Origin of the sequence: Vibrio agarivorans (assembly GCF_030409635.1) — a bacterium.
Lineage (GTDB): Bacteria > Pseudomonadota > Gammaproteobacteria > Enterobacterales > Vibrionaceae > Vibrio > Vibrio agarivorans.
Genome location: NZ_JAUFQF010000004.1, coordinates 790,694 through 815,523 on the forward strand (window position 1 = coordinate 790,694; position 24,830 = coordinate 815,523).

The window sequence follows — 24,830 nt, forward strand, 5'->3', positions numbered from 1 at the left end:
GCTACACGTTGATTGAGAGAAATATGAACGCGAAGACACCTTATTCTATTGTTGCATCCGATCTCGATGGCACTCTGTTGGCACCTAACCACCAGCTCAGTGACTACACGAAAAAAACACTTAAAACTCTGTCCGAGCAAGGTTTTACTTTTATTTTTGCGACTGGACGCCACCATATTGATGTGGCGGGTATTCGTCAAAATGTTGGTATTCCCGCTTATATGATCACCTCTAACGGTGCTCGTGTGCACGATCAAAACGATGAGCTGATGTATAGCAATAATGTGCCTAGCTCACTTGTGCAAAAGGTAATTGATTTAGCGAAAGATGACGATTCATTGTTCATTCACCTCTACCGAAATGAAGAGTGGATGCTCAATAAACACGATGCCACACTCGCTAAGTTTCATGATGAGTCAGGGTTTAGCTACCAAATTTTTGATACTAACAGCGCACCCACAGAAGGTATTGCCAAGATATTCTTTACACAAACAGAAAATGACCACGAGTATCTCGTTACGCTAGAAGATAAGCTCAATCAACTATTTGGAGATGAATTGAATGTGGCCTTTTCGACACCATGGTGCCTAGAAGTAATGGCAGCGGATGTGTCAAAAGGTGAGGCACTCAAAGTCGTGGCTGAGTCGCTTGGCAAATCACTGCAAGACTGCATCGCCTTTGGTGATGGTATGAACGACGCTGAGATGCTGACGATGGCAGGCAAAGGACTTGTCATGGCTGATGCGCACATCAAAGTGAAGCAAGCACTCCCGCACAATGAAATCATTGGAAGCAACGCTGATGATGCGGTTGCACGTTATCTAAAAGAGCAGCTCCTGACCTAAGACTCCCCCTATAAGTCTTTAGTAACCGCTTGCTCATCACACTAGGCAGCCTAACGTGGCTGCCTTTTTATTTGAGTGTTTCTTTGCTCAATATAGCTTGCCACTCTTGCTGTGAAACGGGCATCACTGACAAGCGATTCCCTCGCTTCACCAATGGCATTTCACTTAACTCCGGCATCGCTTTCAATACCGACAGAGGAATCAAACGTTCCGTTTTCCGAACAAACTCTATGTCGACCATCATCCAACGTGGGTTGCTTGGCTCTGATTTCGGGTCAAAATATTCACTCTCAGGATCAAACGCAAAATGATCAGGGTAGGACTCACGCACGACTCGAGCGATCCCCGCAACACCGACCTTTTTGCACGATGAGTGGTAAATCAACACCAAGTCACCAAGCTTCACCTCATCACGCAGCATATTCCTCGCCTGATAATTGCGAACCCCTTCCCAACACGAGGACTTTTTCACTCTCAGGGTATCAATTGAAAACTCATCTGGTTCGGTTTTAAACAGCCAATATGCCATAATCAGATCCATCTCTTTGAACATCAGGAAGATATATCATGAAGGCGTACAGAAGCCCAGTCACAATAGCCTTACTCGCTTTACTTCAAGCCTGCTCAAATACCGTAACAGAAGAGACCAGCGAAGCCCCTTCTATTGTCGCGAGCTTAGACAATCCTGAGTCTATCCAAACTCAGCCTTTTATCCTTCGTGGAGAAGTGGTTGTAGGTCATGAAGTCAGAACAATAAGCCCTTGTGGTAGCCAGCAACAATATTGGCTGAATATGCCATCAGATTTGGTAGAGCAAGCCATCTTCCTTACCCGCAGCCCTTACCAACCAATGTATGGTGAAATGATCGGCTATCTGACACCCTCTAGTCACCACGGCTTTGATTCGGACTACAGTGCAGTATTCCAAGTAGAGTCCGTTAACCTGCTTACAGCAGAAAACCCTAATCGCTGCGATTCTCCACAAAAGCCAACAACTGCTTTCGGTACTGAGCCATTCTGGTCGGCGAGCTTCGAGCAACAGGGGCTGATGTTTAAGATAATGGGGGAAGAAAAAGCCAGTTATCAGGTTATGGGATCAACGATTTCAGAGCAGATAAAACAGCAACAACGTACTTATCGCTTGAGTGATGACGGCCGCTTGGAGATGAAACAAGAAATATGCAATGATGGCATGAGTGACTCGCTCTACGGATGGCAAGCAAGCTTGGACAGTGTTCAAGGCAAATTCAATGGCTGCGCGACACTTGCTAACCAAGACCACTCTGAGTCTTGGATAGGCTATTATCACGCCGAGTCTGCAGATAACCCGCTGTTTAACGTTCATCTTGAGCTCAATGCTGACCATAGTGCCATCACGACCTACGAATATCTTGATGGACAACCTTCCACTATTGAGCGCGGCTTTTGGCAACAGTTAAACCCAGACCAAGTTCAGGTCACCATGACACGCCACCAGCAGCAATACCTCGTCTCTGAACGTATCTTTACGCGCAATGGCGGCCAACTAACAGCGAAACAAGAAAAGGTTAGCGACATTGTTTACCCTATCGCAGATGGTGGGCTAACGCTGTTTAAAGTGAAACCTACCTCTACAGATGCTACGCCATTAACCCAATCATCCCAAATGCCAGCCGCGCAAACGGTTGATGGCTCTGCACAATTTGATAGTAAGGTCGATGCGACACTGCATAAGTATTTCACGATGCACAAAACCGATCCTGCAAACACCAAATATCGCTGGTTAGAACATGATTTAAATGGTGATGGTGCACCGGAATTATTGGTCTTGCTCGACTGGTGTGGAACTGGGGGATGTACCCTGCTCATTTTTGAAGACCATCAGCAAGAGTGGCGTTTTAATAGTCGAATCACCTTGGTCAATACTCCTATTCGTTTAGCGAACACTCTATCAAATGGCTGGCAAGATCTTGTGTTTGATGTCTACGGTGGCGGTATGGAAGCTGGGCAACATAAGCTCTCTTATGGCGAGGTCAGCTACCCGATTAACCCAAGTGTCGCCCCTATAATCAACCCACGAGATATCAGTGGCGTAGTACTGTTTGCCGATGAGACCTATCCAACTCAGAAAGGCGTGGTGATGTGATGACCACTTGTAAAATCTGCGGCTTATCTCACCAATGCGTATGCGAACTGATCCCCTCTCTAGAGAGCCAAGCACACATTGCTTTACTCACGCATGAGAATGAACTCACGCGTGATACCAACACTGGTCGCTGGGCAGTAAAAATGCTTTCTCACTGTCAAACTCATATCTGGCAAAGAAAGCTACCGCCCTCTGCACTGATATCTCAAATAGAAAGTGGTGACTACACCCCTTTATTGCTCTTTCCCGCAGAAGAGAGCCAACAACTAAGCGGTGAGAAAATTGCTGTGATGGCGAAGCCTCCTCTCTTTATCGTGCTGGATGCGACTTGGCAGGAAGCGAGGAAAATGCTCAACAAAAGCCCGTGGCTACAAGCGCTATCCAAGGTTTGCTTAAACACTGAGCGACCATCAAGTTATCAACTGCGGCGCAATCAAGCACAAGGGAATTTATGTACTTTAGAGGTGGTTGCCGAGCTATTGGCTCTATGTGGTGATAATCATGATGCTCAGCAGATTACGCCTTTTCTTGAGCATTACACGAAAGTCTTCAAAGCCGACAAGAGCGGCCATGCTTATTGTGGCTAGAGATCTAACAAAGAGGCCAAGTGAGCAATTTCGACATCCGGTAATGCCGACGCATGCTTGGCTTTCATCAAACTACTGTCCTGGTCATTAATCCAACAGCTTTTCATACCAGCTAAATACGCGCCTCTTACATCAGAGCGCAAATGGTCTCCTACATGCAGAACCTTATCTGCCGGTAGATTAAGAAATGAAAGTGCCTGATTGAAGAGATCGGAGTCGGGCTTACTAAGACCATCTGGGCCAGCCTTATAGACGCCTTGGAAATACTGCCCAAGGCCAATTCTATCTACATCAACATTGCCATTGGTAATCGCAACCAGCGGCATACGCTGGGCCAACTTAGTCATCACACGATGTGTCTCTTGAGGTACTGTAAAGTCACTGCGTAGACGCAGCACTTCTTCTATCGCTTGAGTCGCTGCTAATTGAGCTTTTGGATCATCGTAACCCAAAGCCGATAAACCCACTTCAATCTGTCGATAACGCCAACGCGTCACGTCATGCTTTAACTCGGGCTCATTGGTAGCCACAAGCACCTTTATTTGATGCCACCAGCTTAGAGGCTTTGTCTTTGATATAGGGTGTTGTTCATACAGCCAAAGCGCCATTTGCTGCTCAACGCGACGAATAATAGGACGGTTATCATACAAGGTATCATCAAGGTCAAAAGTCATTGCCTCAATACCAGAAAATGGTCGATAGAAAATCATGATTCGCTGCCTTTCTTCTTCGCACGTGGGTGAGCCTGATCATACGCTTGCGCAAGATGTTGGAAGTCTAGGTGAGTATAGATCTGAGTGGTCGAGATATTCTCATGCCCTAAAAGCTCTTGCACTGCTCGTAAGTTATTACTCGATTCTAATACGTGCGTTGCAAAAGAGTGGCGCAATTTATGCGGGCTGATATGGCTCGCCACTCCCTGTTTCTGTCCCCACTCTGCCATCCGTTTTTGGATGTTTCGATGTGAAATACGCTGACCGAGTTTAGAGATAAACAAGGCTGGGTCATCACCTTTGAGTAAGCTTGGTCGCACCTTCAGCCAGCGCTCAACCCACTCTTTTGCGTGGCCAGAAAAAGGTACTTTACGCTCTTTATCGCCTTTACCGATAACACGAATCTCACCACTACGAAGGTGAACATCGCGCACATCAATACTAACAAGCTCCGCCAAACGCAAGCCCGCACCATACATGAGTTCCATGATCGCACGATCTCGAATAGATAACGGATCGTCTTCATCAACTTCGAGTAGCTGTCCAACTTCGTCTACATCGAGGTTTTTTGGCAATGGGCGTTGTTTTCTTGGTGCAGATACACCTTTAGCAGGGTTTGCCGAAAGCTCCCCACGCAGGACAAGAAAATCGAAGAAGCTACGTAGCGAAGATAAGCGAGTTGAGAGACTACTTGCCTTCATCCCCTCACGCATCCCTTTACTTGCTAACTGCCTAACCCACGCAGCATCCACTTGCTTCCAGTCCTTTAAGCCCATTTGGGCAAGGTGCTGAGCCATGGTTTCTAGCTGCTGTTTATAGTTTCTTTGCGTATGAAGGCTCAAGCCTTTCTCACTGCGCAGATACTCATAGAAGCGCAATAAAGACTTCTCTAACCCTCTAGGCAGAGGTGCTGCAGACTCGCTCATCACTCACCACCGTTTGCCAAGGTTGGGTATTGATCACATGGGTTAACACCAATGCGAGGTGACGTAAAAACAGCGTATCCATTTGCGGTTGAAAGTGCCCACCGTCTTCACTAGAGAATGCAATGAGGCCGTAAGGCTGCTTGAAGCCAAGCGGCAACACCACATAAGACCCGAGCTCTGGGGCATTCTCTTGCTCAGAGAAAAGTGCTTGGCGATCGGCCTGACGTAAACGACCGAGGTAAGCGGGCTTACCATTGAGGTGGTTAGTCACAAAACGCTTAAATACATCCGTTGAGATCTGGTATTGAGTGTCTTCACTCTCCACAAGCTTTACGTAAGCAACAAGGCTTAGGTCTTTGGCGAGCTGCTCAACCGATGATATAGCATCAGTAACTGAAAGGCTTTTTAGAACTTGCTCTTGCAAGCCCATAAAGTCGTGAAAGGTCTGGTCATTTTGTCTTGCGAGAGACATCAATGCCGTGATCTCTTCTTCCAGTTCTTCAATTCGCTGGCGTTGACGCTGTAATTGAACGTGAACGAGAGACACTGCACCTTGGTCTTGATGCGGGAGTGCGAGACGCTCGACAAGCTCTGGACGAGATAAAAAGAAATCAGGGTGGTCACGTAAATATTCCGTCACCACCTCTGCTGTTAGCGCATTGGCTTCCACTTGAGACAAAATCAATCCCTGAGATATTAACAACTGCGGCTATTGTAGCGCACTCTTGCTAACAAGACAGCTGCCCATCAAAGACATGTGTCGCCGGGCCTGTCATATACAGCGGCCTGCCTGGTCCTTGCCACTGAATATTAAGCTCTCCCCCCGGTAGGGTCACTTTAACCTGCTCATCGAGTAGGCCTTGCACAATCCCAACCGCAACAGCACCACAAGCGCCACTGCCGCAGGCTTGTGTTTCGCCAGCGCCACGTTCATAGACGCGTAGGTTGACTTCATTGCGATTTAAAACCTGCATAAAGCCTGCATTTACTCGCTCAGGAAAACGCTCATGAGACTCAAGAAGCGGGCCTAAGGTATCAACATCTGCCGTGTTAACGTCATCGACAACCGTCACAACATGAGGATTACCCATACTGACTGCACCACAGAACAGTGTTTTATCTTCGGTGCGCAAAATGTAGGTTTTTTCTTGCTGCTTAGCCTTAAAAGGAATTTTGCTCGGCTCGAACTCTGGCACTCCCATGTTCACCGTGACTTGATCATCCTCTTCAATATTAAGGACCATCTTGCCTTTCTTGGTGCTAACACTGATGCTGAACTTATTAGTAAGCCCCTTCATTCTAACGAATCGAGCGAAGCAGCGTGCACCGTTGCCACACTGCTCTACTTCACTGCCATCGGCATTAAAAATACGGTAGTGAAAATCCGTTTCTGGGTCATAGGGTGCCTCAACCACTAACAGCTGGTCGAAACCTACACCAGTGTGACGATCCGCCAAGCGGCGGATCAGATCAGGTGAAAAAAAGATATTTTGGGTTATGCAATCGACGACCATAAAGTCGTTACCCAAACCATGCATTTTAGAAAAATGGAAGTGCATGAGACGTTCGTTACTCCGGTAAAATATGCTCTAGTGCCCAAAGGCTCGATAACTCTTCTCTTCGACGCACTAGATGTGATTGAGCACCGTCAACCATGACCTCAGCTGCGCGAGTTCGAGAGTTGTAGTTGGATGCCATTGCAAAGCCATAAGCACCTGCAGAACGCACTGCAAGCAAATCACCCTGTTCCAAAACGAGCGCGCGATCTTTTCCTAGGAAGTCACCCGTTTCACAGATCGGCCCCACCAAGTCATAGTTAACCGCTTCACCTTGACGAGGAGAAACCGGCACAATGTCTTGCCATGCTTGGTATAGCGCTGGGCGCATCAAGTCATTCATTGCCGCATCGATAATGGCGAAGTTCTTGTGCTCGGTGTGTTTAAGAAACTCTACCTTGGTCAACAACACACCTGCATTGGCTGCAATAGCGCGACCTGGCTCAAAGATAAGCTCAAGATCTTGATGATTCACCAAGCGCTCCATCAAGGCGCGAGCGTAGTCAGAAGGCTGTGGAGGGAGCTCATCGCGATACACAACACCCAAACCTCCACCAACATCGAGGTGTTTAATGTTAATGCCTTGCTCTTTCAGTTCATCAATCAGAGACAGTAGTCTGTCTGTTGCATCGATAAACGGGTCAATGTCAGTCAACTGCGAACCGATATGGCAATCAATTCCATGGATCTCTAGGTTCGTAAGACCTTGTGCAAACTTATACACTTCAGGCGCACGGTCAAAGGCGATACCAAACTTGTTTTCACGCAAACCTGTCGAAATATAAGGGTGCGTATTAGCATCAACATCTGGGTTGATACGCAATGAAATCGGTGCTTTTACGCCCATTTCACTCGCAACTCGGTTTAGGCGTTCAAGCTCTGGCTCTGACTCAACGTTGAAACACTTGATACCAAGCTCTAGTGCTCGCTGCATCTCTTGCTCTGTTTTGCCTACCCCAGAGAACACCACTTTTTTAGGGTCGCCACCAGCAGCCACGACACGTTCTAGTTCACCACCAGAGACGATATCAAAACCAGAGCCTAAGCGAGCAAGCGTGTTCAAAACACCTAAGTTTGAGTTCGCTTTTACTGCATAGCAGACAAGATGAGGGTGCTCCCCCACTGATTTATCGAAAGCGTTCCAATGACGCTCTAGTGTTGCGCGAGAGTATACATAAAGAGGCGTTCCGTACTGCTCTGCGAGAGAAGTCAAAGTGACGTCTTCAGCCCAAAGCTGGCCATCTTCCTGATAGTTGAAGTAATCCAAGTTGTTTCCCTTAATCTGACCGAGTGTTTTCTATTTCGATTTAATCCATGAGTATGATGATGTAAATCATAAGAAAAAGACCCATCGACACTGCGATGAGTTATTGCTGTTGTGTTTGTTCGCTTGATGTATCGTCTTGTGGTAAATAGAGCGCACCCGATTGACCACACCCTGCTAAGGCAAGAGTCGATACGATAAACATGACTACTACCGATTTTTTCATAGCGCTTGTCGTGATTATTTATTCGATGCCCCCTATAATCGCACCACAATCAAGAAAAGCAATAGGATGAACCGATGAACGATACTGAATTTCATCAACTCGTCGACTCTCAAATGGAAACTATTGAGGAAATGATCGACGAATCAGGCGCAGATATCGATTACGAGACCTCTGGCAATGTCATGACATTAGAGTTTGAAGATCGCAGCCAAATCATTATTAACCGCCAAGAGCCGATGCATGAAATCTGGCTGGCATCAAAATCTGGTGGTTTTCACTTCAAGTTGAAAGGCGAGCAATGGATCTGTTCAAAAACAGATAAAGAGCTGATTGCTATGGTTAAAGAAGAGTGCGAAAAGCACGCTGATGAAGAGATTGAATGGCCATAGACAGTTTAACGGTGAGTCATCATTGATCACCGCTAAACAATTTAAGCGCTCGCGACTTTCTGTGGGCGCTTATAACCTGAATCATTACGGTATGGCACGATGTAGCTGTCACCGTTATCTGGGTGAATCACATCATAGTATTGCGGTAAGTTGAAATTGATCAGCTTTGAGGAGATCGAACGCTCATCTTTCACTGAGGTGTAGAAGCTGTTCACACTAGCAATCAGCTCATCTTTTTCACCCACAAGCTTCTGATACACTTCTACTTGGTTAGCTTCATCAAGCACATAGATATTAAAGCCGTGTGGTGCTGTATCTTCAAAGAAGAATTGCACTAAACCCTCACTCGCAAAGCTATCGATCACACTAGGCAATTGGTAGTCTTGCTCTTTGTCTAGCTTGAGCAGTGGTGAGCCTTTCAGCTTATTGGTTGAGATACTGCGATAAAAGTCGACTGAGTTTTCGAGTTTCTTGACCGAAACACCGCGGCGCTCAAAGAATAGGCCGTACATTTGGTCAGAAATTCTCAAGCCTTTGAAACTGCGCTTTTTCTCTTGCTCGATTGGCTTTAAGCGCATATCAATACACTCAGCCAACAACTGATACACCGAGTTGCGGATCACGCCACGCAGGTGCTTGCTATAACAAAAAACATCCACCGATTTAGGGCGAATCGCATCATGGTGCATCTTACCGAGCATCGTTTTAAGCGCATCGAGCATCGCCATATTGCCCTTGAAGTGCAAAGTACGCACCTCATGCCAAGAGTTTCGATACACTAAGTCGACGCTACCGACTAAACACTCATGCTGCTGACCAAAGCTAAACACGTTCATGTTTTTAAAATCGTTACGGAAGGTACGGTTCCCTAACGACGCGGTTGGGTCTTGCTCGAAATTGATGAACATCGCGAGTTGGTTTATCTCACAAGGACTCGCTAGCGCATCCATCGAAGGACGATTGGCGTTAAGAGAAAAGGTATTTCTGAGATCGCCCACCATCTGATAAAACTTATCAATATCGATGTCAGCCTCGCGTACAACCGCGTTGAGACGGGTCGATTCAGTAATCAAGCCATTAAAAAATGACCACGCGACAAGCTTACTCAAATATTGGTTGTGCTCTAACTTAGGTTGCCCAAGCAGTTTGTGGGCTATCAAAGGCTGCTTGTAAAGATACCAACCTTCAGGGTTAGTTTGACCCGGTTTTACCTCGATAAAGGTTAAATCCGATTCATGCAAATCTGGTGATATTTGTGGGTTGAGTAGTGTAACTTTGCCTGGAAGCACCTCAAATGCCGCATAAAGCTTACGGGCAAGAATACTAATATCTTGCGGGCTAATCGCAGAAGTAATGTTATTGCGACGCGCAAACTGGATCAGATTGCGGTAGCTTTGCATCAGTGCATCAAGCAATGAATGGTGGACAACTTTAACCTGTTCAACTTTCCAGTTGCGACGATCGTCAAGCTCTTCAATCTTGTCTTGATCCCAATCCCACTGTGCCACCATATCCGCAAGAGCTTCGCGGCGCCAAGGTACCGAAACAGAACCTGCACCAGGTTCGCGAGATAACTTTTCGTGGGTTTTAAGATAAAAACACCGACGAACTAATTCAAGGCGCTCACCATCTCCTATACGCTCAAGGTAACGCGTGACCTTCTCAAGCATGAGATAGTAAGAATCCATTCCATACAGATCCGGCTCTTGAGCAAAAAAACGACGCTTGCTATCAAGACTAAGAAGCTGCGTATTCGGGTACTCCCAAGAATACGCCTCAAGCAATATCGCTTTAAGAACCGATTTGTATGGAGAATCAATACTCTTATACAGTTGCCATAAGTTAGCGCCAAAGTACTCCTCAGCAGGAATGCCATTGAGCTGACCAAAGTCGATCCACTCATTGCAGTCTATGTACTTTTGCTGGCATAACTGACTCACGTATTGGTCGTAGCACTCTTCCATCTCTGGTGGGATCAATTGCCACAATAGTCTTTTACCTGCAAGTCGCACTGCTGAGCGATAAAACTCGTCTAGCAACAGCATATGCTGTGAAGAGCCGCAGTTGTCTCCAGTCATCTCTTCTGAATGGTTATGACGAAAACGCTGCTCATCCATCAAAAAGAAGTTGGCTTCTACACCCTGACCTTTCGCCCACTCTGTAATCAACAAACACTTGTTTGTAAGAGCCTCACGCTCCATTGACGACATATCAGAAGAGACACAAACCCATATATCCAAGTCACTTGACGTGCTTTGACCAATGGAAGAGGTACTGCCCATGGTATAAAGAGCGTTGATCGCCGGCTGTACAGCTTGATGCAGTGGGTGCCCAACTGTCATTTCTGTATTTGCAACGAACTTCTGTTGATTGTCATTCAACTCCAAGCCAAATACGCCATATGGGGTCAGTTCAGAGTAATAACCAGGCAGAATTGGGTGGTTGAAGTGTAATAGGGTTGGGATCAGATGGAATACTTGCTGGCATGGTACATTCATTAGGGCCAGCGCACGCTCAACACGTTGCTGGTTTAGAAGGTCCAGTCTGTCAATCAGCTTGGTTGTATATGCCTGCAAGGGAGGATCCTTGGTTAGTAAGTCAAATTCTCACTTTGTCGGTCTTTTGAACAAAAGAACCATCAAAACGTGATCAATTTAACACTTTTATCCGCTCGGGTAAAGAATGAAGCCAAGAAAGCTGGTCTTTGGCTAAGCACAAAACGTTGCTAATGCTGTCATTTATCTGGAACGTTGCCAAACATTTTTAAACAAATACTCGTGATTCAAGTCACGTTATTAGATTCATCCAACCAGCTAATAACATTTCATCTACTTCAGTGACAATCAGACAAGTTAATTTTGCGTGTTTAATGATACGATTAGTGCCATCTAAGCTAGTGAGAACACACATGAATACCAATACACCAATTCGAATTGCAACCCGCAAAAGCCCGCTTGCTCTCTGGCAAGCACACTACGTTAAAGATGCACTCCAAGCCGCCCACCCTGGTCTGGAAGTCGAACTGGTCACTATGGTTACTAAAGGAGACATTATCCTTGATACTCCCTTAGCTAAAGTGGGAGGAAAGGGACTGTTCGTTAAAGAACTTGAAGTGGCAATGCTAGAAGGTCGAGCTGACCTCGCAGTTCACTCAATGAAAGATGTGCCCGTGGAGTTTCCAGAGGGGCTTGGGCTTGTAACGATTTGTGAGCGTGAAGATCCACGTGATGCATTTGTCTCTAACACCTATCAAAGCCTAGACGATCTGCCACAAGGCGCTGTGGTCGGTACTTGCAGTTTACGTCGTCAATGCCAAATCAAAGAAGCACGACCGGATCTCATCATTAAAGAGTTGCGAGGCAATGTTGGAACACGCTTGGGCAAACTAGATGCAGGTGAATACGATGCGATCATCCTTGCTGCTGCAGGTCTAAAACGTCTAGAGCTAGAAGAACGTATCCAAAGCTTCATCGAGCCAGAGCAATCATTGCCAGCCGTTGGACAAGGCGCAGTGGGTATTGAATGTCGCCTTGATGACGATCGACTCATCAAGCTTCTAGAGCCTCTTAACCACAAAGACACTCAAGACCGCGTATTAGCAGAGCGCGCTATGAACCTGACACTTGAAGGGGGTTGTCAGGTGCCAATTGGCAGTTACGCACTGCTTGATGGCGATGACCTATGGCTTCGAGCACTGGTTGGTGAGCCCGATGGTTCACAGATTGTTCGAGGCGAAATCAAAGGTTCTCGCCAAGATTCGGAGAAGCTGGGCGTTGAACTCGCCAACCAACTGCTCGATGATGGTGCAAAAGACATTTTAACGCGCCTATACCAAGAGGATTAATCATGTCTGTGCTCATCACTCGGCCTGATGAGCCGGGTAGACAGCTTACACAGCATTTGAATCAGGTGGGCATTGCTGCCCACCACTTCCCTCTCATATCTATTTTAGCGTCGAATAAAAATCATCAACTGCAACACGACCTCGAATGCGCTGATATCGTTATCGCAGTCAGTCAGTATGCCGTCACCTATGCCGATAAAAGCATTAAACATTGGCCAAGCCAGTGCCTCTATTTTGCTATCGGTAGTAAAACTGCACTACAGCTCGAACAAGTGACTAAAAAAACGGTCTATACACCTGAAATCCACGAAAGTGAGCACTTTTTATTGCTGCCAGAATTGAGCCAATCGCGCATTTTTAAGAAAAAAGTCATTATCCTTCGAGGTAATGGTGGACGCGATCTGATTCGAGAACAACTATCTGCAAGAGGTGCCTATGTCGAATATCGAGAGGTTTATCAGCGCAAAAATATCAAATTTGATTCAAAATTAGCCATCACAGAATGGCAAGATAATCTGATACAACATGTAGTTATCACGAGCAGTGAGCAGTTAAACCATCTATTATCTATGTGCAGAGGTAACAAAAGCTGGCTTGTAGAGCGTTGCGTCTATGTCCCCAGCGAAAGAATAGCGCAAGAAGCAAAAGCGCTTGGCTTTACACAAGTCGTTTGCACACATGGTGCATCAAATACTGTCATTACTCGTGCTCTCCAAGCTCACATTAAGGAAAATAACAATGACCAAAAAGATCAATGAGCAACCAGAATCTGATAAAAACACTCAAAAGAATGAACCTGCGTTGACCTCAGAAAACACGAGCAAACAAGAAACATCCCCTTCAAAAGACACTACCAAAGCCGACGAGGCAAAGACAAAAATAGACACAACAGACAAAAAGCCTGAAGCAAAGCCCACAAATAAAGAGCAATCAAAAGAGAAAAAGTCGGGGAATAAGCTCGCCGTATTGGCTATTTTGATTGCACTAGGTATTGGAGCGGCAGGGTTCTATAAACTTCAAGAACAAGACCGAATCTATCAGGCAGAGATTGCGGCTCTAAAAACTCAAATTGAAATGAAGCAAAGTGAGTTTGCCAGCACTATTGAGGCCTCTCTGGCCAAAACCATTGAGAGAGCAACCGAACTTACTCACCAAGCTGAAGTTGCTGTAGAGCAGCAACAAAAAAGTATTGAGAGTCTTCAATTCGCAATTGCAGATGTACAAGGACGACGCCCCAACGACTGGCTACTGGCAGAAGCAGATCACCTCGTAAAGCTTGCTGGACGTAAATTATTCTTAGAAAAAGATGCTGTCACCGCGACCAGATTAATGGAAACGGCTGATCAGCGTATTGCAACGCTGAATGACCCTAGCTTGGTACCTTTGCGCCAACAAATGGCCAAAGATATTACAGAGCTAAAAGGTATTCCTCTTGTAGACCGTGAAGGTCTTGTCCTTCGCATTACTGCATTGCAACAGCAAGTGAGCGGGCTACCGTTAGCAAATGCCATTCTCCCTGAAGAGCAACCACAAGAAGAGGTCGTTGTTTCGAGTGATATTAATGATTGGCAAGAGAACCTTAAGAGTTCGTTCAAATCATTTAGTGAGAGCTTTATTACCTTCCGAACAAGAGATGGCAATGTCATACCTCTTCTTTCACCACAACAGCACTTCTATTTGAGTGAAAACATTAAAGGTAAACTCGAAACCGCCATTAAGTCTGTTTACTTAGAGCAAGGCGAAATCTACCAAACCGCAATGGCAAATGCACTTGAGTGGAGTGAAACCTTTTTTGATCAGGATAACCATCAGGTTAAGCAGTTCAATGCCGCACTCAAAGAACTGCAGCAGCAAGATGTACATGTCGAATATCCACAAAAGCTCGTATCACAACAACCTTTAGAAGATGTGATTCGAGATCGTCTAAGACGTGGTGTTACATCCATCGTAGAGGAGAATAAATAATGTTTAGAACAGTTTTTCTCTTCGTTATCCTCGGGCTAGGCCTCTTCGTTGGTACCCAATACTCTGGCCAGCAAGGCTATGTGCTCATTTCAATTGCCAATAAGACAATTGAAATGAGTGTGACCACACTAGTGATCTTCATCATTGCTACCTTAGCGGCCTTATTCTTCTTAGAGTTTATTCTCAAACGCGCTGCGTCAATGAGTTACAACACTTGGAACTGGTTTAGTGTCCGTAAACTTAGACGTTCAAGACGTTACACCAATGAAGGCATCATCAAACTCCTAGAGGGTGATTTCAAACACGCCGAAAAGAAAGTCATGCGCTGGGCTAACCACCACGATAAACCATTACTCTGTTACTTAATCGCAGCTGAAGCAGCATTTAGCCAAGGAGATGAAAATAAGCGTCAGCAATATCTAGAGAAAGCCTCAGAACAAGACGATTCGACATTAGCAGTAGGGCTGACACGAGCGAAACAAGATATACGTGCAAAGAACTACGAGTTGGCGTTTGATGGCCTTAGTACACTCAACGGCCAGTTTCCAAATAACTCACTTATACAGGACCTATTGAAAGGTGTGTATATTGAACTAAAACTATGGCAGCCACTGATAGATATTTTGCCAAAGTTAGGTCGTGAAAAATCGATTAACAAAGAAGAGAGCGATCGTTACCTTCTACTTGCTCATAGCGGTTTATTGGAAGAAATCGCACAACAAAAAGGCAGTGAGGGTCTAATCGCGCATTGGGATAGCCTGCCGAAGAAACTAAAAAATGAACCAAGCCTCATCGCGACTTTTAGCAAACAACTAATCGCACGCAAAGCTGATTACGAAGCGTTCGGCGTTGTCAAAAATGTGCTGAAGAAAACTAATGTCGAAGAGCTTTATGCCCTTCTTCCAGAGATGAACTTGTCAGACCGACACCCTATGAACCAGTTTTTGTTATCTTCTATTAAGAAGGATCCGGACAACGCCGCAGCCCACAGTGCTTTAGGTCAGTTGTATATCCGAGAACAGAACTGGCCTGAGGCACAAAAGCATTTAGAACAAGCCCTTGCGAAGCGCTCTAATGTTTCTGATTATGCTTATCTTGCGGATGCGCTAGAACATCAAAACTTGAATCAAGCAGCTCGGGATGTCTCTCGTAAAGCCCTTACCTTAGTTAAGTCATAGTATCTTATTGATTATCCAACCAAGAGCAGCCTAACGGTTGCTCTTTTTTTATCCCTAAGCAGCAACAGTGTCTGTTCAACATTCTCGTTTAAATGACTAACTCGTATTGGTCTTATCCTTTAACCATCGTTACGAGGACTTTTTGAAATACGCATACGGGTTTATCAAACCTGTCGTTCTTTATAGAAAGACAGCTTGACCGATCATTTGCCTGCAAAAATAACAGCCTCACCATAGTTAAACTGTGCAGAGTTACCTAGATCAAGTTCAGAGAAGATCCCCTCTCAAATAATTACTTCGTGGGGTTGGGTCGTTTCAAAGACTTGTATTGCAGATATAACATCTATTGATAGAACAGGATGGATGAAGGCTAGTAAGAACAGGTCAAATAAGCCACGTTAAACTAAACCTTCTATATTGCAGTTTGTATAAATCACAAACGTAAAAAAGCCCTGCTATTTCTAGCAGGGCTTTCTAATAAGTGGCGGAGTGGACGGGACTCGAACCCGCGACCCCCGGCGTGACAGGCCGGTATTCTAACCAACTGAACTACCACTCCGCAGTGGTCTATTTAAAGTCTTATCTAAAACGTGCTTTAAACAGATAATGTTCAAAGCCTGGCGATGTCCTACTCTCACATGGGGAAGCCCCACACTACCATCGGCGCTATTGCGTTTCACTTCTGAGTTCGGCATGGAAATCAGGTGGGTCCACAATGCTATGGTCGCCAAGCAAATTCTGTTTTTCGTCTTCACTTTTTCTAAAAAAGTGAAGACAAAAAGTCTGGAAAGCTTCTAAAAGTCATCAATACACATTCAAAGTTCTTAGCTTTGAGTCCATCAAAACCCCTTGGGTGTTGTATGGTTAAGCCTCACGGGCAATTAGTACAGGTTAGCTCAACGCCTCACAACGCTTACACACCCTGCCTATCAACGTTCTAGTCTCGAACAACCCTTTAGGACACTTAAAGTGCCAGGGAAGACTCATCTCAGGGCTCGCTTCCCGCTTAGATGCTTTCAGCGGTTATCGATTCCGAACTTAGCTACCGGGCAATGCCATTGGCATGACAACCCGAACACCAGAGGTTCGTCCACTCCGGTCCTCTCGTACTAGGAGCAGCCCCCTTCAATCTTCCAACGCCCACGGCAGATAGGGACCGAACTGTCTCACGACGTTCTAAACCCAGCTCGCGTACCACTTTAAATGGCGAACAGCCATACCCTTGGGACCGACTTCAGCCCCAGGATGTGATGAGCCGACATCGAGGTGCCAAACACCGCCGTCGATATGAACTCTTGGGCGGTATCAGCCTGTTATCCCCGGAGTACCTTTTATCCGTTGAGCGATGGCCCTTCCATACAGAACCACCGGATCACTATGACCTGCTTTCGCACCTGCTCGAATTGTCATTCTCGCAGTCAAGCGGGCTTATGCCATTGCACTAACCTCACGATGTCCAACCGTGATTAGCCCACCTTCGTGCTCCTCCGTTACTCTTTGGGAGGAGACCGCCCCAGTCAAACTACCCACCAGGCACTGTCCTCACCCCAGATAATGGGGCTAAGTTAGAACATCAAACATACAAGGGTGGTATTTCAAGGTCGGCTCCACTAATACTGGCGTACTAGTTTCAAAGCCTCCCACCTATCCTACACATGTAGGCTCAATGTTCAGTGCCAAGCTGTAGTAAAGGTTCACGGGGTCTTTCCGTCTAGCCGCGGGTACACTGCATCTTCACAGCGATTTCAATTTCACTGAGTCTCGGGTGGAGACAGCGTGGCCATCATTACGCCATTCGTGCAGGTCGGAACTTACCCGACAAGGAATTTCGCTACCTTAGGACCGTTATAGTTACGGCCGCCGTTTACCGGGGCTTCGATCAAGAGCTTCGACCTAAGTCTAACCCCATCAATTAACCTTCCGGCACCGGGCAGGCGTCACACCGTATACGTCATCTTACGATTTTGCACAGTGCTGTGTTTTTAATAAACAGTTGCAGCCACCTGGTATCTGCGACTCCCCATAGCTCCATCCGCAAGGGACTTCACCGCGAGGAGCGTACCTTCTCCCGAAGTTACGGTACCATTTTGCCTAGTTCCTTCACCCGAGTTCTCTCAAGCGCCTTGGTATTCTCTACCCGACCACCTGTGTCGGTTTGGGGTACGATTCCTTACAATCTGAAGCTTAGAGGCTTTTCCTGGAAGCATGGCATCAATGACTTCACTACCGTAGTAGCTCGACATCGTGTCTCAGCCTTAAAAAGAGCCGGATTTACCTAACTCTTAAGCCTACGCACTTGAACCTGGACAACCATCGCCAGGCCCACCTAGCCTTCTCCGTCCCCCCATCGCAATTGTAAGAAGTACGGGAATATTAACCCGTTTCCCATCGACTACGCCTTTCGGCCTCGCCTTAGGGGTCGACTTACCCTGCCCCGATTAACGTTGGACAGGAACCCTTGGTCTTCCGGCGAGGAGGTTTTTCACCCCCTTTATCGTTACTCATGTCAGCATTCGCACTTCTGATACCTCCAGCAGACCTTACAGTCCACCTTCAACGGCTTACAGAACGCTCCCCTACCCAATGACCTAAGTCATTGCCGCAGCTTCGGTGTATAGCTTAGCCCCGTTACATCTTCCGCGCAGGCCGACTCGACTAGTGAGCTATTACGCTTTCTTTAAATGATGGCTGCTTCTAAGCCAACATCCTAGCTGTCTAAGCCTTCCCACATCGTTTCCCACTTAGCTATACTTTGGGACCTTAGCTGGCGGTCTGGGTTGTTTCCCTCTCCACGACGGACGTTAGCACCCGCCGTGTGTCTCCCGGATAGTACTCACTGGTATTCGGAGTTTGCAAAGGGTTGGTAAGTCGGGATGACCCCCTAGCCTTAACAGTGCTCTACCCCCAGTGGTATTCGTCCGAGGCTCTACCTAAATAGATTTCGGGGAGAACCAGCTATCTCCAGGTTTGATTGGCCTTTCACCCCTAGCCACAAGTCATCCGCTAATTTTTCAACATTAGTCGGTTCGGTCCTCCAGTTGATGTTACTCAACCTTCAACCTGCCCATGGCTAGATCACCTGGTTTCGGGTCTATATCCAGCAACTCGACGCCCAGTTAAGACTCGATTTCTCTACGGCTCCCCTAGATGGTTAACCTTGCTACTGAATATAAGTCGCTGACCCATTATACAAAAGGTACGCAGTCACACCACGAAGGTGCTCCTACTGCTTGTACGTACACGGTTTCAGGTTCTATTTCACTCCCCTCACAGGGGTTCTTTTCGCCTTTCCCTCACGGTACTGGTTCACTATCGGTCAGTCAGTAGTATTTAGCCTTGGAGGATGGTCCCCCCATATTCAGACAGGATATCACGTGTCCCGCCCTACTCGATTTCACTGATGATGAGATGTCGACTACGGGGCTATCACCCTTTATTGCCACGCTTTCCAGCGTGTTCGTCTGTCTCATTAAAAGCTTAAGGGCTAATCCAATTTCGCTCGCCGCTACTTTCGGAATCTCGGTTGATTTCTTTTCCTCGGGGTACTTAGATGTTTCAGTTCCCCCGGTTCGCCTCACTAACCTATGTATTCAGTTAGTGATAACACCTTATGGTGTTGGGTTTCCCCATTCAGGAATCTCAGACTCACAGGTTTTTACTACCTAATCTGAGCTTATCGCAAGTTAATACGCCTTTCATCGCCTCTGACTGCCAAGGCATCCACCGTGTACGCTTAGTCACTTAACCATACAACCCGAAGGAGTTTCGAGTTGCTACATTTGACTTCACTTTGAAAAGTGAAAACAAACGGGTAAACAACCAAAGTTGTCTGCAATTTTTATACATGATGCAGACTCGATTTTGCCGGACTCAAATATTAAGTATCTTTCGATACTTCCAAGAACACTTGAATGTGTGTTGGTACCTAAAACTCTTATGTTTCAAAGAAGTTTAGGATTTGAGAACTTTTAATTTGAATAACAACGCATCTCATAGAGATGGGGATTGTTGTTATTCGTCAGCTTTCCAAATTTTTAAAGAGCAATAATAGCTCGAGGCTTATGCCTCAAAACCATCAATCTGTGTGAACACTCATCGCAATAATCATCGTATAAGGAGGTGATCCAGCCCCAGGTTCCCCTAGGGCTACCTTGTTACGACTTCACCCCAGTCATGAACCACAAAGTGGTGAGCGTCCTCCCGAAGGTTAAACTACCCACTTCTTTTGCAGCCCACTCCCATGGTGTGACGGGCGGTGTGTACAAGGCCCGGGAACGTATTCACCGTAGCATTCTGATCTACGATTACTAGCGATTCCGACTTCATGGAGTCGAGTTGCAGACTCCAATCCGGACTACGACGCACTTTTTGGGATTCGCTCACTATCGCTAGCTTGCTGCCCTCTGTATGCGCCATTGTAGCACGTGTGTAGCCCTACTCGTAAGGGCCATGATGACTTGACGTCGTCCCCACCTTCCTCCGGTTTATCACCGGCAGTCTCCCTGGAGTTCCCGACATTACTCGCTGGCAAACAAGGATAAGGGTTGCGCTCGTTGCGGGACTTAACCCAACATTTCACAACACGAGCTGACGACAGCCATGCAGCACCTGTCTCAGAGTTCCCGAAGGCACCAAAGCATCTCTGCTAAGTTCTCTGGATGTCAAGAGTAGGTAAGGTTCTTCGCGTTGCATCGAATTAAACCACATGCTCCACCGCTTGTGCGGGCCCCCGTCAATTCATTTGAGTTTTAATCTTGCGACCGTACTCCCCAGGCGGTCTACTTAACGCGTTAGCTCCGAAAGCCACGGCTCAAGGCCACAACCTCCAAGTAGACATCGTTTACGGCGTGGACTACCAGGGTATCTAATCCTGTTTGCTCCCCACGCTTTCGCATCTGAGTGTCAGTATCTGTCCAGGGGGCCGCCTTCGCCACTGGTATTCCTTCAGATCTCTACGCATTTCACCGCTACACCTGAAATTCTACCCCCCTCTACAGTACTCTAGCTGACCAGTTTCAAATGCTGTTCCGAGGTTGAGCCCCGGGCTTTCACATCTGACTTAATCACCCACCTGCATGCGCTTTACGCCCAGTAATTCCGATTAACGCTCGCACCCTCCGTATTACCGCGGCTGCTGGCACGGAGTTAGCCGGTGCTTCTTCTGTCGCTAACGTCAAATAATGCAGCTATTAACTACACTACCTTCCTCACGACTGAAAGTGCTTTACAACCCGAAGGCCTTCTTCACACACGCGGCATGGCTGCATCAGGCTTGCGCCCATTGTGCAATATTCCCCACTGCTGCCTCCCGTAGGAGTCTGGACCGTGTCTCAGTTCCAGTGTGGCTGATCATCCTCTCAGACCAGCTAGGGATCGTCGCCTTGGTGAGCCTTTACCTCACCAACTAGCTAATCCCACCTGGGCTAATCTTGACGCGAGAGGCCCGAAGGTCCCCCTCTTTGGCCCGAAGGCATTATGCGGTATTAGCTATCGTTTCCAATAGTTATCCCCCACATCAAGGCATATTCCCAGGCATTACTCACCCGTCCGCCGCTCGACGCCCTTAACGTTCCCCGAAGGTTCAGTTAAGTCGTTTCCGCTCGACTTGCATGTGTTAGGCCTGCCGCCAGCGTTCAATCTGAGCCATGATCAAACTCTTCAATTTAAGATTTTGATGTCCATAAGGACTGACTCAATGAATACTGACTTCAAAACTCATTCTCACTCGAAAGTAAGAAGTAATTTTAAAGCTATTATCGTTCCAACAGAACGATAATGAATTGACTGTGCTGATACCGAAGTATCAATTGGTCACTCAGTTCATTGATAGTCATTGATTCCGAAGAATCAGTTTTTGATTTTACTTTTATAAAAAAGTAAAAACCAAAAGTGGATTATCATCAACGAGTGCCCACACAGATTGATAGGTTTATATTGTTAAAGAGCTTTGCTATCAAGGCCTTAACCTCGAAGCGGATGCGTATAATACGCGATTGACTCTGTAAGTCAACATAAAACTCTAAAATAATTTAGAACTCTATGGTGACTTGCTTAAGTAATAAGCAAAGTCGAAATTAAAGCCTGGCGATGTCCTACTCTCACATGGGGAAGCCCCACACTACCATCGGCGCTATTGCGTTTCACTTCTGAGTTCGGCATGGAAATCAGGTGGGTCCACAATGCTATGGTCGCCAAGCAAATTCTGTTTTTCGTCTTCACTTTTTCTAAAAAAGTGAAGACAAAAAGTCTGGAAAGCTTCTAAAAGTCATCAATACACATTCAAAGTTCTTAGCTTTGAGTCCATCAAAACCCCTTGGGTGTGGTATGGTTAAGCCTCACGGGCAATTAGTACAGGTTAGCTCAACGCCTCACAACGCTTACACACCCTGCCTATCAACGTTCTAGTCTCGAACAACCCTTTAGGACACTTAAAGTGCCAGGGAAGACTCATCTCAGGGCTCGCTTCCCGCTTAGATGCTTTCAGCGGTTATCGATTCCGAACTTAGCTACCGGGCAATGCCATTGGCATGACAACCCGAACACCAGAGGTTCGTCCACTCCGGTCCTCTCGTACTAGGAGCAGCCCCCTTCAATCTTCCAACGCCCACGGCAGATAGGGACCGAACTGTCTCACGACGTTCTAAACCCAGCTCGCGTACCACTTTAAATGGCGAACAGCCATACCCTTGGGACCGACTTCAGCCCCAGGATGTGATGAGCCGACATCGAGGTGCCAAACACCGCCGTCGATATGAACTCTTGGGCGGTATCAGCCTGTTATCCCCGGAGTACCTTTTATCCGTTGAGCGATGGCCCTTCCATACAGAACCACCGGATCACTATGACCTGCTTTCGCACCTGCTCGAATTGTCATTCTCGCAGTCAAGCGGGCTTATGCCATTGCACTAACCTCACGATGTCCAACCGTGATTAGCCCACCTTCGTGCTCCTCCGTTACTCTTTGGGAGGAGACCGCCCCAGTCAAACTACCCACCAGGCACTGTCCTCACCCCAGATAATGGGGCTAAGTTAGAACATCAAACATACAAGGGTGGTATTTCAAGGTCGGCTCCACTAATACTGGCGTACTAGTTTCAAAGCCTCCCACCTATCCTACACATGTAGGCTCAATGTTCAGTGCCAAGCTGTAGTAAAGGTTCACGGGGTCTTTCCGTCTAGCCGCGGGTACACTGCATCTTCACAGCGATTTCAATTTCACTGAGTCTCGGGTGGAGACAGCGTGGCCATCATTACGCCATTCGTGCAGGTCGGAACTTACCCGACAAGGAATTTCGCTACCTTAGGACCGTTATAGTTACGGCCGCCGTTTACCGGGGCTTCGATCAAGAGCTTCGACCTAAGTCTAACCCCATCAATTAACCTTCCGGCACCGGGCAGGCGTCACACCGTATACGTCATCTTACGATTTTGCACAGTGCTGTGTTTTTAATAAACAGTTGCAGCCACCTGGTATCTGCGACTCCCCATAGCTCCATCCGCAAGGGACTTCACCGCGAGGAGCGTACCTTCTCCCGAAGTTACGGTACCATTTTGCCTAGTTCCTTCACCCGAGTTCTCTCAAGCGCCTTGGTATTCTCTACCCGACCACCTGTGTCGGTTTGGGGTACGATTCCTTACAATCTGAAGCTTAGAGGCTTTTCCTGGAAGCATGGCATCAATGACTTCACTACCGTAGTAGCTCGACATCGTGTCTCAGCCTTAAAAAGAGCCGGATTTACCTAACTCTTAAGCCTACGCACTTGAACCTGGACAACCATCGCCAGGCCCACCTAGCCTTCTCCGTCCCCCCATCGCAATTGTAAGAAGTACGGGAATATTAACCCGTTTCCCATCGACTACGCCTTTCGGCCTCGCCTTAGGGGTCGACTTACCCTGCCCCGATTAACGTTGGACAGGAACCCTTGGTCTTCCGGCGAGGAGGTTTTTCACCCCCTTTATCGTTACTCATGTCAGCATTCGCACTTCTGATACCTCCAGCAGACCTTACAGTCCACCTTCAGCGGCTTACAGAACGCTCCCCTACCCAATGACTAAAAGTCATTGCCGCAGCTTCGGTGTATAGCTTAGCCCCGTTACATCTTCCGCGCAGGCCGACTCGACTAGTGAGCTATTACGCTTTCTTTAAATGATGGCTGCTTCTAAGCCAACATCCTAGCTGTCTAAGCCTTCCCACATCGTTTCCCACTTAGCTATACTTTGGGACCTTAGCTGGCGGTCTGGGTTGTTTCCCTCTCCACGACGGACGTTAGCACCCGCCGTGTGTCTCCCGGATAGTACTCACTGGTATTCGGAGTTTGCAAAGGGTTGGTAAGTCGGGATGACCCCCTAGCCTTAACAGTGCTCTACCCCCAGTGGTATTCGTCCGAGGCTCTACCTAAATAGATTTCGGGGAGAACCAGCTATCTCCAGGTTTGATTGGCCTTTCACCCCTAGCCACAAGTCATCCGCTAATTTTTCAACATTAGTCGGTTCGGTCCTCCAGTTGATGTTACTCAACCTTCAACCTGCCCATGGCTAGATCACCTGGTTTCGGGTCTATATCCAGCAACTCGACGCCCAGTTAAGACTCGATTTCTCTACGGCTCCCCTAGATGGTTAACCTTGCTACTGAATATAAGTCGCTGACCCATTATACAAAAGGTACGCAGTCACACCACGAAGGTGCTCCTACTGCTTGTACGTACACGGTTTCAGGTTCTATTTCACTCCCCTCACAGGGGTTCTTTTCGCCTTTCCCTCACGGTACTGGTTCACTATCGGTCAGTCAGTAGTATTTAGCCTTGGAGGATGGTCCCCCCATATTCAGACAGGATATCACGTGTCCCGCCCTACTCGATTTCACTGATGATGAGATGTCGACTACGGGGCTATCACCCTTTATTGCCACGCTTTCCAGCGTGTTCGTCTGTCTCATTAAAAGCTTAAGGGCTAATCCAATTTCGCTCGCCGCTACTTTCGGAATCTCGGTTGATTTCTTTTCCTCGGGGTACTTAGATGTTTCAGTTCCCCCGGTTCGCCTCACTAACCTATGTATTCAGTTAGTGATAACACCTTATGGTGTTGGGTTTCCCCATTCAGGAATCTCAGACTCACAGGTTTTTACTACCTAATCTGAGCTTATCGCAAGTTAATACGCCTTTCATCGCCTCTGACTGCCAAGGCATCCACCGTGTACGCTTAGTCACTTAACCA

At 47.0% G+C, this 24,830-nt stretch carries 16 protein-coding genes, 1 tRNA gene and 5 rRNA genes; 8 read left to right on the top strand and 14 right to left on the bottom strand.

All coding sequences use genetic code 11. The annotated features are described in order from the left end of the window. Positions 1-23 precede the first annotated feature (23 nt). On the top strand, positions 24-845 hold the full coding sequence (locus tag QWZ05_RS12140; protein WP_264878245.1) for a Cof-type HAD-IIB family hydrolase: 822 nt from the start codon (positions 24-26) through the stop codon (positions 843-845). A gap of 67 nt (positions 846-912) precedes the next feature. Here QWZ05_RS12140 and QWZ05_RS12145 read toward each other — a convergent pair whose 3' ends face one another. Beyond that, a complete protein-coding gene (locus tag QWZ05_RS12145; RefSeq protein WP_264878244.1) occupies positions 913-1,374 on the bottom strand; it encodes an EVE domain-containing protein in 462 nt (153 codons plus the stop codon). Positions 1,375-1,412: 38 nt separating this feature from the next. Here QWZ05_RS12145 and QWZ05_RS12150 point away from each other — a divergent pair, with 38 nt between their 5' ends. Next, positions 1,413-2,969, top strand: coding sequence for a COG3650 family protein (locus QWZ05_RS12150; protein ID WP_290298621.1), 1,557 nt, complete (start codon positions 1,413-1,415; stop codon positions 2,967-2,969). Further along, positions 2,969-3,556, top strand: a complete 588-nt coding sequence (locus tag QWZ05_RS12155; RefSeq protein WP_290298623.1) for a tRNA-uridine aminocarboxypropyltransferase — start codon at positions 2,969-2,971, stop codon at positions 3,554-3,556. The genes QWZ05_RS12150 and QWZ05_RS12155 overlap by 1 nt, the downstream gene beginning before the upstream one ends. On the opposite strand, the gene yigB is transcribed toward QWZ05_RS12155, so the two are convergent. The 6 genes from yigB to lptM all read right to left on the bottom strand — a co-directional run bounded on the left by yigB (position 3,553) and on the right by lptM (position 8,241). Continuing rightward, positions 3,553-4,266, bottom strand: a complete 714-nt coding sequence (yigB, locus tag QWZ05_RS12160) for a 5-amino-6-(5-phospho-D-ribitylamino)uracil phosphatase YigB (protein ID WP_290298625.1) — start codon at positions 4,264-4,266, stop codon at positions 3,553-3,555. The genes QWZ05_RS12155 and yigB overlap by 4 nt on opposite strands. Further along, positions 4,263-5,195: a tyrosine recombinase XerC gene (xerC, locus tag QWZ05_RS12165; protein ID WP_264878240.1), complete on the bottom strand. Its 933-nt coding sequence runs from the start codon at positions 5,193-5,195 to the stop codon at positions 4,263-4,265. The genes yigB and xerC overlap by 4 nt, the downstream gene beginning before the upstream one ends. Continuing rightward, positions 5,167-5,874, bottom strand: coding sequence for a DUF484 family protein (locus QWZ05_RS12170; protein WP_264878239.1), 708 nt, complete (start codon positions 5,872-5,874; stop codon positions 5,167-5,169). Before QWZ05_RS12170 ends, xerC begins: the two co-directional genes overlap by 29 nt. A 49-nt stretch (positions 5,875-5,923) precedes the next feature. Further along, positions 5,924-6,754: a diaminopimelate epimerase gene (gene dapF / locus QWZ05_RS12175; protein WP_264878238.1), complete on the bottom strand. Its 831-nt coding sequence runs from the start codon at positions 6,752-6,754 to the stop codon at positions 5,924-5,926. A gap of 10 nt (positions 6,755-6,764) precedes the next feature. Continuing rightward, positions 6,765-8,018, bottom strand: coding sequence for a diaminopimelate decarboxylase (gene lysA / locus QWZ05_RS12180; RefSeq protein ID WP_264878237.1), 1,254 nt, complete (start codon positions 8,016-8,018; stop codon positions 6,765-6,767). A gap of 100 nt (positions 8,019-8,118) precedes the next feature. After that, positions 8,119-8,241 (bottom strand): LPS translocon maturation chaperone LptM, encoded by a 123-nt coding sequence (gene lptM / locus QWZ05_RS22380; protein WP_264878236.1) that lies wholly within the window; start codon positions 8,239-8,241, stop codon positions 8,119-8,121. A 74-nt stretch (positions 8,242-8,315) separates the two neighbouring features. Between lptM and cyaY the strand changes: the two genes are divergently transcribed. Next, positions 8,316-8,630, top strand: coding sequence for an iron donor protein CyaY (cyaY, locus tag QWZ05_RS12190; RefSeq protein ID WP_264878235.1), 315 nt, complete (start codon positions 8,316-8,318; stop codon positions 8,628-8,630). 41 nt (positions 8,631-8,671) lie between these two features. Here the strand turns inward: cyaY and QWZ05_RS12195 are convergent, their stop codons facing one another. Further along, the gene (locus QWZ05_RS12195; protein WP_264878234.1) at positions 8,672-11,206 is read right to left on the bottom strand and encodes a class I adenylate cyclase; all 2,535 of its coding nucleotides are present in this window, start codon (positions 11,204-11,206) and stop codon (positions 8,672-8,674) included. Between the two features lie 332 nt (positions 11,207-11,538). On the opposite strand from QWZ05_RS12195, the gene hemC reads away from it, so the two are divergent. From hemC to QWZ05_RS12215, 4 genes are read left to right on the top strand one after another with little or no spacing between them, the layout of a single operon-like run. Next, entirely contained in the window at positions 11,539-12,474 is a 936-nt protein-coding gene (gene hemC, locus QWZ05_RS12200; protein WP_264878233.1) for a hydroxymethylbilane synthase, read from the top strand. 2 nt (positions 12,475-12,476) lie between these two features. Then, a complete protein-coding gene (locus QWZ05_RS12205; protein ID WP_264878232.1) occupies positions 12,477-13,232 on the top strand; it encodes a uroporphyrinogen-III synthase in 756 nt (251 codons plus the stop codon). Further along, on the top strand, positions 13,213-14,439 hold the full coding sequence (locus QWZ05_RS12210; RefSeq protein ID WP_264878231.1) for a uroporphyrinogen-III C-methyltransferase: 1,227 nt from the start codon (positions 13,213-13,215) through the stop codon (positions 14,437-14,439). Before QWZ05_RS12205 ends, QWZ05_RS12210 begins: the two co-directional genes overlap by 20 nt. After that, the gene (locus tag QWZ05_RS12215) at positions 14,439-15,617 is read left to right on the top strand and encodes a heme biosynthesis protein HemY (RefSeq protein WP_264878230.1); all 1,179 of its coding nucleotides are present in this window, start codon (positions 14,439-14,441) and stop codon (positions 15,615-15,617) included. Before QWZ05_RS12210 ends, QWZ05_RS12215 begins: the two co-directional genes overlap by 1 nt. Before the next feature lie 482 nt (positions 15,618-16,099). Here the strand turns inward: QWZ05_RS12215 and QWZ05_RS12220 are convergent. The 6 genes from QWZ05_RS12220 to QWZ05_RS12245 all read right to left on the bottom strand — a co-directional run bounded on the left by QWZ05_RS12220 (position 16,100) and on the right by QWZ05_RS12245 (position 24,829). Continuing rightward, positions 16,100-16,176, bottom strand: a tRNA-Asp gene (locus QWZ05_RS12220). A gap of 56 nt (positions 16,177-16,232) precedes the next feature. Continuing rightward, positions 16,233-16,349 (bottom strand): 5S ribosomal RNA (rrf, locus tag QWZ05_RS12225). A gap of 128 nt (positions 16,350-16,477) precedes the next feature. Further along, positions 16,478-19,364, bottom strand: a 23S ribosomal RNA gene (locus QWZ05_RS12230). Between the two features lie 365 nt (positions 19,365-19,729). Further along, positions 19,730-21,282: ribosomal RNA gene (locus QWZ05_RS12235) — 16S ribosomal RNA — on the bottom strand. 414 nt (positions 21,283-21,696) lie between these two features. Further along, a 5S ribosomal RNA gene (gene rrf / locus QWZ05_RS12240) occupies positions 21,697-21,813 on the bottom strand. A gap of 128 nt (positions 21,814-21,941) precedes the next feature. Then, positions 21,942-24,829 (bottom strand): 23S ribosomal RNA (locus QWZ05_RS12245). Together the 16S, 23S and 5S rRNA genes with 1 tRNA gene alongside form the textbook arrangement of a ribosomal RNA operon. Position 24,830 lies beyond the last annotated feature (1 nt).